The 11,387-nt window shown below is 71.1% G+C and carries 11 protein-coding genes; 6 read left to right on the top strand and 5 right to left on the bottom strand.

Annotated features, from left to right (window positions below):
- Positions 1-252 precede the first annotated feature (252 nt).
- The 6 genes from JOD67_RS07450 to JOD67_RS07425 all read left to right on the top strand — a co-directional run bounded on the left by JOD67_RS07450 (position 253) and on the right by JOD67_RS07425 (position 6,699).
- Entirely contained in the window at positions 253-636 is a 384-nt protein-coding gene (locus tag JOD67_RS07450) for an NYN domain-containing protein (RefSeq protein ID WP_205116512.1), read from the top strand.
- 66 nt (positions 637-702) lie between these two features.
- Complete coding sequence (locus JOD67_RS07445) at positions 703-1,980, top strand: SGNH/GDSL hydrolase family protein (RefSeq protein ID WP_205116510.1); 1,278 nt, start codon at positions 703-705, stop codon at positions 1,978-1,980.
- 11 nt (positions 1,981-1,991) lie between these two features.
- Complete coding sequence (locus JOD67_RS07440) at positions 1,992-5,336, top strand: hypothetical protein (RefSeq protein WP_205116508.1); 3,345 nt, start codon at positions 1,992-1,994, stop codon at positions 5,334-5,336.
- A gap of 5 nt (positions 5,337-5,341) precedes the next feature.
- Positions 5,342-6,199, top strand: coding sequence for a hypothetical protein (locus tag JOD67_RS07435; protein ID WP_205116507.1), 858 nt, complete (start codon positions 5,342-5,344; stop codon positions 6,197-6,199).
- Positions 6,200-6,210: 11 nt separating this feature from the next.
- The gene (locus tag JOD67_RS07430) at positions 6,211-6,456 is read left to right on the top strand and encodes a hypothetical protein (RefSeq protein WP_205116506.1); all 246 of its coding nucleotides are present in this window, start codon (positions 6,211-6,213) and stop codon (positions 6,454-6,456) included.
- Between the two features lie 9 nt (positions 6,457-6,465).
- Complete coding sequence (locus JOD67_RS07425; protein WP_205116505.1) at positions 6,466-6,699, top strand: hypothetical protein; 234 nt, start codon at positions 6,466-6,468, stop codon at positions 6,697-6,699.
- On the opposite strand, the gene JOD67_RS07420 is transcribed toward JOD67_RS07425, so the two are convergent.
- The 5 genes from JOD67_RS07420 to JOD67_RS07400 all read right to left on the bottom strand — a co-directional run bounded on the left by JOD67_RS07420 (position 6,690) and on the right by JOD67_RS07400 (position 11,349).
- Entirely contained in the window at positions 6,690-7,205 is a 516-nt protein-coding gene (locus JOD67_RS07420) for a DinB family protein (protein ID WP_307782307.1), read from the bottom strand. The two genes, JOD67_RS07425 and JOD67_RS07420, sit on opposite strands and share 10 nt — an antisense overlap.
- 18 nt (positions 7,206-7,223) lie before the next feature.
- On the bottom strand, positions 7,224-7,853 hold the full coding sequence (locus JOD67_RS07415) for a class F sortase (protein WP_307782306.1): 630 nt from the start codon (positions 7,851-7,853) through the stop codon (positions 7,224-7,226).
- Between the two features lie 10 nt (positions 7,854-7,863).
- Positions 7,864-8,958, bottom strand: a complete 1,095-nt coding sequence (locus JOD67_RS07410) for a hypothetical protein (protein WP_205116504.1) — start codon at positions 8,956-8,958, stop codon at positions 7,864-7,866.
- Between the two features lie 104 nt (positions 8,959-9,062).
- Positions 9,063-10,349 (bottom strand): adenylosuccinate synthase, encoded by a 1,287-nt coding sequence (locus tag JOD67_RS07405; protein WP_205116503.1) that lies wholly within the window; start codon positions 10,347-10,349, stop codon positions 9,063-9,065.
- Between the two features lie 115 nt (positions 10,350-10,464).
- Positions 10,465-11,349, bottom strand: coding sequence for a diacylglycerol/lipid kinase family protein (locus tag JOD67_RS07400; RefSeq protein ID WP_205116501.1), 885 nt, complete (start codon positions 11,347-11,349; stop codon positions 10,465-10,467).
- Positions 11,350-11,387: the final 38 nt, after the last annotated feature.

The following is an 11,387-nucleotide window of genomic DNA, read 5'->3' as shown; positions in this document are numbered from 1 at the left end:
TTGCTGGCGACGTGAGAGATTTCTAGCCCTCCGCAAGACGACACGCAAGGGTTTGTCGGTGCTTCTTCTCGAATTCTTTCGCGTGTCGCGAGATGTCCACAGAAGTTAGGGATCTGTCCCCACCTCCAGGCGGTTTTCCACCGCTCCATCCACCGATTCGTGCACAGGTGTGGACGGCCAAGATCGTTCCCGGATCGGCCCCTGGAGGGAGCGATTCGCGCACAGGACTCGGCGGACGTGGTGGGATGACCCATGGTCACTCAGCTCTTCGTCGACGCAGCCAATGTCATGGGATCGGTACCCGACGGGTGGTGGCACGACCGGGTCGCCGCGGCGGAACGGGTCCGGAAGGCACTCGTCGCGCTGACCTCCGAGCCCCCGGAGTTCGCTGACGGCGAACCGCTCGAGATCAAGCTCGTCGTCGAGGGCAAGGCGAACCGCGTCGAAAGCGTCCCCGGCGTCGAGGTGGTCAAGTCGATGGAGACCGCCGACGACACGATCGTCGAGCTGATCGGCGCGTACGAAGGCGGCGGCCGCGTCCTGGTCGTCACCGCCGACCGCGAGCTCCAGCGCCGTGTCACCGAGCTCGGCGCGGACGTCCTCGGCCCGAGATCGGTTTATCCACACAAGCACTGATCGGACATCCCCTTTGTCGGCTCCCAGTGGTTGGATCGAACCCGTCCACACCTGGGAGGAAATGACATGAACGTTCGGTCCTCGATCCGCCGCGGCGCGGTCGCACTGGCGGCCAGCGCGCTGCTCGTCGGCGCGATGGCCGGCCCCGCGCAGGCGGCGCCGACGACCATCCATAGCGGCCGGTCCGGTGGCTGGTCCGGCACCTGGGCGGCCTCGCCACACGAGCCGACCGAGGTGTTCGGCCCGAGCTGGTCGACAGCTGGCTTCGACGACCACTCGGTCCGCCAGGTCGTCCGGGTGAGCGCGGGTGGCCCGAGCGTGCGGATCCGGCTGTCCAACGCGTACGGCACCGCGCCGCTGGAGCTCACCTCGGCCACCATCGCCAAGTCCGCCAGCGGGGCGGCGATCAAGCCGGGCACGGTGCGGAAGCTGACGTTCCACGGCCGCCACAAGGCCGTCATCGGCAAGGGTGGTGAGCTCGCGAGCGACCCCGCCTGGCTCCGCGTCGAGGCGCTCGACAAGCTCACGGTCACGCTCTACTTCAAGCGGCCGACCGGGCCCGCGACCCACCACGCGTTCTCCAGTACGACCAGCTACCGCACCACCGGCGACCACACCCGCGACACGGCGGGCTCCGCGTTCACCGAGACCTCGCCGAGCTGGTTCTACCTCGTCGGCATCGACGTTCGCGGCCTGCTGCCCCGACGGCAGGTCGTCGTGGCGTTCGGCGACTCGATCACCGACGGCGCGGTCTCCACCCCGGAGGCGAACAACCGCTACCCCGACGAGCTCGCCGAGCGGCTCGTCGCGGCCGGCAAGCCGCGCGGCGTACTCAACGCGGGCATCGGCGGCAACCGGGTGCTCAACGACTCGACCTGCTTCGGCGAACGAGCCACCCACCGGTTCTTCCGCGACGCCATCGACGAGCCGAACGTGGGCGCGGTCATCGTGCTCGAGGGCATCAACGACATCCATGCGCCGGACGCGGGCGGCTTCCCCTGCTTCGACCCGCCCGTCGCGGTGACGGCCGACCAGCTGATCGCCGGGCATCGCGAGCTGATCCGGCAGGCGCACAAGCGCGGTGTCAAGGCGATCGGCGCGACCGTGATGCCGTACGGCGGCTCCGCGTTCTTCACCGAGCGCGGCGAGGCCGTCCGCGACGCGCTCAACGCCTGGATCCGAACGAGCGGCGCGTACGACGCGGTCGTCGACCTCGACCAGGCCACTCGCGACCCCGCCAACCCGGACCAGATCCTGCCGGCGTACGACGGCGGCGACCACCTCCACCCGAACGACGCCGGGATGGCCGCCATGGCCGCCGCCGTCGATCCGACCGAGCTGTAAGGGACCTTCCGATGCATGCCGCCGACCTCGCCGCCGCCGTGGACGCGTTGCCGTCTCCGCAACGCACGCACCGGATCGCGGTCGAGGCACGGCGGCTGCTCGGAAGTCCCGAGCTGCGTGAGCTTCTCGACGAGCTGGCCGCGGGCGACCTCGCCGCGCGGCAGGTCGGGCTGGTGGTGGCGGAGGCGGCCGGGGACGCCGCCTACCTCGAACGCGCGCTGGACGATCCCGCGCCGGCCGTCCAGCGGCGGGCGATCTCGGTCGCGGCAAACCTGCCGGCGGTGTCGGACGAAGCGCTCGCCCGCGGGTACGCCGACGCGCCCGCCTGGCGGCGTAAGTGGCTCGCCCGGGTGGTCCGCCGATCCCGCCGCGGCACGCTCGCCAGCATGCTGCTCGACGTCGCCCGCGCGCAGTGGGGCGACGACGAGGCGGTCGGCCTGTTCACCGCCTGCGACTCCGCCACGATCGCCCGGCTGCTGCCCGACCTCGACCATCTGCTCGGCGTCGGCGACTGGTCCCGCCTCGGCGCGAGGCACGCCGAGCTCCTGCTCACCTACGCCGAGTCCGTCCTGCCCAAACTCGGCGACGACCAGACCCGCGCGTACTGGTGGTCGACCGCCGGCGCGGGTGTCGTCGCCGCGGCCGAACACCAGCCCGAGCGCGCCTGGCGAGCCATCGAGCAAGGCCTGCCGAGGCATGCGCTGCCGCCGGCGATCGCGGACGGGCTGGGACGGTTCGCCGGCCTGGATCCCGAGGGCACGCTGCTGCTCCGGTTGCTGACCACGCCGGAACGAGCCGACGCCGTCCGAGCGCACGCCCTGCGGCCGAGCCTGCTGCGGCGGCTCCGCGTGCTGACCGACGAGCAGGTCGCCACGATCGGGCGGATCGTCTGGGCCAACCCGCGCTCGGTGCAAGGCGTGCTCGAGGCGTTGCCGCCGTTGCGCCGGGCGGCGGTGTTCGGGCTGGTCACCCGTTCGCTCGACCTCAGCCAGACGGTGATCGACGAGGGCGTGCTCGACGCGTTGCCGCACGACGTCCGTCATCGCCATGCGCAGCGGATGTTGGGCGTACCGGCGGTGCGCGAGTCGACGGCCGCGACCTGGCGAGTGACCGCACAACTGGCGTTCGACGAGGCGTTTACCGTTCTGCAGCAGGAGGTTCGGCGCGCGGACGCGGGCGAGCGGGCCGCCGTCTACCGCGCGATCCTCACCGCGACCGGGAGGTCCCGATCGGTTGCCGTCGTACGCCAGACGGCGGAGTGGCTGGCGCGGCTGCGCAACGACCAGGACCCCGTTCGGCAAGCCGCGTTGCAAGGCGTAGCCGAGCTGCCGCCGTCGCTGCTCGCCGGCGACCAGGTGCCCGCATGGGAGGTGCTGCTCACCGACGCGCTCAACGCCCGCGACTGCTCGTGGGGGACCCGGCACGCGCTGACGTCGCTCGCCGAGAGTGCTGTCCGGCAGGGTGCGCTTCGCGGTGACAATGCCCTGCTGGAGTGGGGCATCCAGGCGCACGAGCGGATCGCCGGGCAGTCCGGCGTCGTCTCGCTCAGCGGGCTCTGCGACGGGCTGCCGCGGGGACGCGAGCGCGAGGTCTACGCGCGGTTGCGCGGGCTGCTCGACGCGTACGCGGCGCGCGACCAATGGGGCTTGGCGTTCCAGGCGGCGTGGGCGTTCGGCAAGCGCGCGTACGCCATCGACCACCTGCAGGACCTGCTCGCTCGCGCGGCGCGGTCGGAGTACGACGGCATCGCACAGAGCGGAATCTCGTTGTGGCTGAGGGATCCGGCCAAGCGTGGCGAGCGCACCGAGCAACTGCTGACCGAGGATCTCCAGCGAGCCCGATGGGGTGCGATCTGGGCGGTCGTGACCGAGCGGCGGACCGACCTGCTCGACCCGATCCTCGCCGACCCGGACCAGACGCTGCGGTTCAGCCAGAACCATCCGGCCTGGTACGTCCGGCCTTCCGCGCTGCGGCGGTGGCTGCCGCGGCAGCACGTGGCGTACCGCGACCTGCTCGACGTGGTCGCGCGCGACTCCGAGCTGCCCGTGTGGACGCGGTCCGCCGCGGTCGGGATGATCGGCCGGCTGCCGATGATCGGACTGGCGGCCGTCCGCCCGTTCCTCGAGTCCGCGGAGGTGCCGATCGCCGAGGCGGCGCTCGGTTCGCTCGCCTGGGTCGACCAGCCGGCGGAGCTGCTGCCCGAGCTGCTCCAGTTCGCCGGCGACGACCTCGCCCGGGTGGCGACGTACGCAGCGACGAGAGCCGCGCGGTACGTGCCGCCGAGCCAACTGGCGGGCATGCTGCGGCCGCTGCTCGTCGGTGACGGCGTGAAGATCACCTCGCGCAAGGAGGCGGCGCGACTGCTCGGCGAGCACCGGCCGCCGGGCGCGATGGCGATCCTCGCCGAGGCGTGGCCGTCCGCGCACCGCGACGTACAAGCCGCGATCACCAGCGTCGTTTCGCGCCGCCTGCTTGACGATTCGGCCGCCTGGCCGCTGCTCGACGAAGCGGCAGCGGGTCCGACCGCGGCGGCGACGACGCTCGCCGGCGTGCGTCCGTACGACGTCGCCGAGCGGCACCGCGTCCGGTTCGCGGGACTGATCGCGGCGGTGTCGCAGCATCCAGAACGAGACGTCGCACAGCTCGGCTTCCACGCGCTCGGGCACTGGGTGCGGCAGCTGCCCTCGGCGCCGGCGCTGTGTCGTGCCGCGCTGGTCGACCTGGATCGTCCGTGGACCGTCTGGCAGGCGGCGTGCAGCAGCCTGGTGTCGTGCCTGCTCGTCGTTCCGGACTCGCCGGAGCTGCCGGCGACGATCCGCGACCTGCTCGCGGCCGACCCGGGGACACCGGACGCGGGCGCCGAGCGCGACCGCCCCGCACTGCGCCGGCTCGGCAAGCTGGTCGACGACCTGGTCCGCTCCGCGATCTGGTCCAACCTGCGCACGGCCTTGCTGGCCGCGGCTTCCGCGTTGGCCGACGCCCCGTTCCTGCTGCAGCGGCGGATCGCGCTGCTCGTGGCCGCCGTGCCCTGGTCCTCCCCCGCGCCCGCGTTGACCGAGCTCGCGGGCCTCGTCGCCGACCGCCCCGCCGCGGCGGTGCGGCTGGCGGGACTCGTTCCGGACGGCTTGCATCGCAACCAGGCACACTGGCACCCCGCCGATCTTGAGCCCGCGATCGACCAGCTGGCGGCCCGCGTCGACCTGGCCGGCGGCCTGCTCGCCCTCCACCTCACCCACGCCGCCGGCCACCGCCTGCACTGGCCCGCCGAGTGGCGCGCCCGCCTCGTCGCCCTCCGCGCCCACCCCCACCCCGACGTCCGCGAAGCCACCCTCGACATCGCCACCGCAAGCTCCTAAGCCCAATGCCGTCCGCCCGCCACGAGGGTCTGATCGACCTGTTTCAGCACAGCCCCGCCCTGGCGCCCGAGCTGCTCGAACACGTCGTCGGCGTGCCCGTTCCCCCGTTCGAACGAGCCACCCTCGGCTCCACCAACCTGAGCGAGTGGCAGCCGAAGGAGTACCGCGCGGACACCGTCGTCGTCCTCGAGCAGTCGGGCGAGCCCGTTCTCGCCGTCGTCGTGGAGATCCAGCTCAGCGGCGACGACACCCGGCACTGGAGCTGGCCGGTCTACATCGCCACCCTCCGCGCTCGGCTGAAATGTCCGGTGACCCTGCTTGTCGTGTGCACCACCCGGGCGATGGCCAACCGCTACGCCAAACCCATCGACCTCGGCCACCCCGGACTGGTGCTCACACCGGTGGTAGTCGGGCCAGACCGACTTCCGGTGATCGACGACGTCGACACCGCGACCAGCCACCCAGCGCTCGCGGTCCTCGCCGCCATCGCCCATGCCCACGCCCGGAGACCGGACATCGAGGAGTCCCTGGCAGCGACGATGGTGAGTATTCAGGGCCTCGATGAGGCCACTAGCACTCTGTACAATGAAGTACTGAGGACGGCGCTTCCGCTTGCCGCCAAGCGCCACCTGGAGGAGCTCATGGCACTACGCGAGTATCGCGACCCCTTCGTCCGCCACCACGTCATGCACGGTCGCGCCTTGGAGGAAGCAGATGCCTTGCTCCGCGTACTTCGCGTTCGCGGTATCCAGGTGCCGACCACGATCCGCGAGCTCATCGACGGCACCACCGACCTCGAGCAGTTGAGGGTCTGGGTCGACCGCGCGGCAGTGGCGCATTCTCTCGACGAGATCTTCACCTAGGCCGCATCTCCATGGCTCTACGCGAGTATCGCGACCCCTTCGTCCGCAAGCACGTCATGCAAGGCCGCGCCGAGGGCGAAGTGATCGGCGAAGCGAAGGGCGAAGCGAAGTCGCTGATCGCCGTGCTGACGGCCCGTGGTATCGCTGTCCCGGCAGAGGTGCGGGCTCGGATCAACCAAACGGACGACTCCGAGCGACTGATGACTTGGATCCGGCGGGCCGTGACAGCTGAGACCCTCGACGAAGTCTTCGCATAGCCCACCGTCATGGCCCTACGCGAGTATCGCGACCCCTTCGTCCGCAGGTACGTGATGCTGGGACGCAGGATGGGGATCATGGGTGTCCTGTTCGAGCGGTTCGACGCTCGAGGATTCGAGGTGCCGTCCGAGATACGCGCCAGGATTTTCGCGACCTGGGACCTCGAGCAATTGACGGACTGGATCGGTCGCGCCGCGGTGGCGAAGACGATCGACGAGGTCTTCGAGACGGCTCAGAAGTAGCTCTTCTCACCGTCCAGCAACTCGCGGATCAGGTCGAGGTGGCCGGCGTGGCGGGCGGTTTCCTCGATCATGTGGATCATCATCCAGCGCAGCGATGCTCGGGCCGCCGCGAAGTCGGGGTGGTTGCCCACGTCGTCCAGGGAATGGGCGGCGATGATCTCGTTCGACGCCTTGCACTGCGCGGCGTACTCGTCCAGCAGCTGGGCCAGCGGCACGTCCGGGGGGACGATCATGTCGGCGTCCTCCGGCTCCTCGGAGAACGCCGGGCTGTCGGCCACGCCGCCGCGGAAGAGGACCTCGAACCAGGTGTGTTCGACCCACCGCAGATGCGACACCAGCCCCGCCACCGTCATCAGCGGCGAGGTCGGCACCACCACGCGGTGCGCGTCCGCGTCCGACAGGCCCTCGCACTTGTGGTGCACGATCGACCGCTGCAGCTCGAACCAGCCCAGCAGCTGGGTCCGCTCATCCGCCACCATCGGCGGGCGTTCACGTAGGGGAGGCACGGCAGCAGAGGCTAGGGGTCAGGCCGCCTTCTTCGCCACTGGGATTGCCTGCACCGGCGTCGCGTACGCCACCACGTTCGACAGGTACGACGAGCCGTCCCACTCGTCGCAGGTCACGACCACCAAGCGGGCCGAACGATCCTGGCCGAAGATCTCCGACGCCTCGCGCGCCACCTGGTCCTTGTGGTACGTCACCACCTCGTCCACCCGGTACCGCATCGTGCCCACCTTCGTCCGCACGTCCACCCGGTCACCCACCCGCAGCGTCGGCAGCGAGTCCAACGCTCCGCCGCCGGTGTGCACGGTGTGGCCGGCGATCACCGTTCCACCGCGGGACGTGCCCGGCCGCGCCGAGCCCGTCCACCAGCCGACCAACGACGGCGAACGAGGCGGCTGCAACGTCAGGTCGCCGCGCAGCTCCACCGAGACCACCCGCGCCTTCACCTTCAGGCGCGGGATCACCAACTCCTGCGGTGACGACGGCTGCAACGTCGGCACCGACACCGTCGGCGCGGGCTTGGGCGCGACCGCCCGCGTCACGATCTCGCCCACGCCGAACGGGCCCCAGGCGACCAGTCCGACGAACAGCAGCACCCCGACCAGCGTGCCGACGTTCTTGACGACGTTGCCAGAATCCTCCGACGCCACGACGACAGACTCAGCTGGTACGGCGACGGCGGTGCAGCAGCACCCCGAGCGCCAGACCGCCGAGGCCGAGCAGCGCGAGCGTCCCGACCCCGAGACCCGAGGACACCGGCGTCGCGCCAGGCATCGAAGCAAGACCCGCCGGAACGGCCGTCGGCACCGAGGTCGGCGCCGGCCGGTTCGTCGGAACGGGCGAGGGCGTCGGCGAGGAGGTGGGCCGCGCGTGCACGAGCTCGCGGTTCGGCCCGCAGGTCACCTTCGCCACCCGGATGTCCGCGAGCGACGTCGGCGCTACAGCGACCCGCAGCGCGGTGACCGTCAGCCGGCCCTTCTCCCGCACCTGCTCGTCGGTCCGCAGCACCAGCACGTCGGACGGCAGCTGATCCGACGGCAGCTGCGCGAGCAGCTCGTCCAGCCCGGGAATCCCCAGCTTCGACAGGATCTCGCCGAGACCCACGGTCGTCCCCGACGGCGGGATCGACAGCAGCGGGATCTCCTTGCCGTCCAGAACGCCCACCAGCTCGAGGTCCGCGACCTTCGACGAGCCGGAGGCACTGTCCTTGTCGGCGTCGCAGCGCGCGGTGATCGCCTGTCCGACCAGCCGCAGTCCCAGGTCCGGCAGGTCAGTAGGCAGCTTCGGCAGCTCCGGGATCTCGGGCAGCTTCGGCAGCTCGGGCAGGATCGTGCCCAGCCCCAGCTCCGGCAGCTCGCCCAGAGACAGCACGATGCGCCCGTCGTTCCCGGTCAGGCAGCTCCCGTGCGGGCCGACCTCGACCGACCCGTCCCGCCCGACCACGCCGGCGCACGCCGCGGAGTCGCCGTCGGAGGAAGCCGTGGCGTCCTGGCCGAGCGAGCCGCCGACGACCGTCTGCTGACCGTCGAGCAGCGGGAGGATCGGCTTGTTGCGGCCGACCGTACGCATCCGCTTGCCGTCGTGGCGGGCCTCGAACTCACCCGTTCCGGTGTTCTGTCCGCCCAGGCTCACGGTGAGCGCGCTGCCCCAGGCCTGGCTGACCGGCGGAGGTACGGCGGCTCCGGGCATCGCGGTCGCGACCACCACAGCGCCGGCGCCGGCGATCGCGCCAACGGTTCGCGCGATTCCGCGCATAACCATCCTCACCCCTCCAAAGCGATCCGGAAGCGGCACACAGTACTCCCCGGTAACAGACCCTGTCTGCCCACCCAGTGCAGAACGAGCCCGCACAGAAGGGGTTACGCGATCAGATCACGCAGAACGATCGTGCTGTCGCGGCCCGGACCCACGCCCACGGCGGCGATCGGAGCGCTGACGAGCTCCTCGATCGCCCGCACGTAGGCCTGCGCCGCCTTCGGCAGGTCCTCGAACGAGCGCGCCTCGGAGATGTCCTCGGTCCAGCCGTCGAGGTACTCGAAGATCGGCGTCGCGTGGTGGAAGTCGGTCTGCGACATCGGGATCTCGTCGTGCCGCGTGCCGTCGACGTCGTACGCCACGCACACCGGCAGCCGCTCGAACCCGGACAGCACGTCCAGCTTCGTCACCATGTAGTCGGTGAAGCCGTTCACCCGCGTCGCGTACCGCCCGATCACCGCGTCGAACCACCCGCAGCGCCGCGCGCGCCCGGTCGTCACGCCGTACTCGCCGCCCACCGAGCGCAGCCGCTCGCCGTCGGCGTCGAAGAGCTCCGTCGGGAACGGTCCCGCACCCACCCGGGTCGTGTACGCCTTCAGCACACCGACGATCCGGTCGATCCGCGTCGGCCCGATCCCGGAGCCGATGCAGGCGCCGCCCGCGGTCGGGTTCGACGAGGTGACGAACGGATACGTGCCGTGGTCGACGTCGAGCAGCGAACCCTGCGCGCCCTCCAGCAGCACGACCTTGCCGTCGTCGAGCGCCTTGTTCAGCACGAGCATCGTGTCCGCGACGTACGGACGCAGCGCCTCGGCGTACCGCAGGAACCCCTCGACGACCTCGCTCACGCCGATCGCGCGGCGGTTGTAGATCTTCACCAGCAGGTGGTTCTTCTGCTCGAGCGCGGCTTCGACCTTCTGGCGCAGGATGTTCGGGTCGAACAGGTCCTGCACGCGCACGCCCACCCGGTTGACCTTGTCGGCGTACGCGGGCCCGATGCCGCGGCCGGTCGTGCCGATCTGGTTCTTGCCGAGGAACCGCTCGGTGACCTTGTCGACGGTCACGTGGTACGGCGCGATCAGGTGCGCGTTGGCCGACAGCAGCAGCCGCTGGCAGGTCTTGCCGCGGGCCTCCAGCGCGCTGATCTCGTCGAGCAGCACGGCCGGGTCGACAACGACACCGTTGCCGATCACGGGGACGCAGTCCGGGTTGAGCACACCGGACGGGAGCAGGTGGAGTGCGTACGTCTCGCCGTCCACCACCACGGTGTGGCCGGCGTTGTTGCCGCCCTGGTAGCGGACGCAGTAGTCGACCGATCCACCGAGCAGGTCGGTCAGCTTGCCCTTGCCTTCGTCGCCCCACTGGGCACCGACGAGCACGATCGCGGGCATTCGAGGAGTCCTCCTGGCGGCGACCGCCGAGCGGTCACCAATGGCCGGATGGGGCCGCGTCGAACTCGGCGGAACCCCAGGCTTGCGAACTAAGCGTAGTCGACGGCCGGCTCGACTACGCGGGCACAACCATCCGCAGGCGTTCCGGGACGACCTTCCAGGTGAGGTGCTGTTCCGGGCCGCGCAGCTCGCCGTCGGCGTTCACGTCGAAGCGCTGCCCGACGATGCTCACCTTGCTGGCCCGCAGGTGCAGCACGTCCGACCGCTCCAGGTGGCGCTGCCGGCTGAGGCTGACCGCGTACTTCGCCCGGGCCAGCGGCCCCACGGCGAACGAGACCATCACCTCCGCGCGCCCGTCGCCCGGGTGCGCGAGCGGGGCGAACGCGAGGCCGCCGCCGATCGTCGGCGCGTTGCTCACCCCGACCATCAGCACCGGCCGGTCGAAGTCCGCAAGCACGCGGTTGTCCGCCTCGACCCGCACGTGCAGCGGTCGAGCCCGTACGCCGGCCGCGACCGCGCCCATCGGGTACGCGAACCGGCCGAACCGGGACTTCAGCGAAGACGCCCGCCGGGCCGCGTCGGCGCCGACCCCGACGTGCGCCGCGTTGACGACCACGCCGCCGCGGCAGTCCTCGAGCAGGTCCAGCCGTCGGACGACGCCGTCGAGCACGACCTGCGCGGCGGCGGTCGGCTCGAGCGGCAGGCCCAGCCCGCGGGCGAAGTCGTTGCCGGTCCCGAACGGGAGCAGCGCCACGACCGCGTCGGCCAGCTCGTTGCGCCGGTGCAGGGCCGAGACCACGTTGTGGAGCGTGCCGTCGCCGCCGGCCACCACGACCGTACGGCCGCCGCGGCGGTGCAGCGCGCTTTCCAGCTCGCTCGGCATCGACGTACGACAAACCTGCACGTCAGCGCCGACGCGCAGCACAGACAGAGCGGACTCGAAGGAGGCTTCGTCAGTACTGCCGGCGTCGGTGTTGGTCACGACGAGCAGGGATTCCACGGCCCGCACCATACCCATCCTCCACGGAGGCTAAGCAG

The organism is Tenggerimyces flavus (genome assembly GCF_016907715.1).
GTDB classification, from domain to species: domain Bacteria; phylum Actinomycetota; class Actinomycetes; order Propionibacteriales; family Actinopolymorphaceae; genus Tenggerimyces; species Tenggerimyces flavus.
This window is presented reverse-complemented; position numbering and strand designations above follow the sequence as displayed.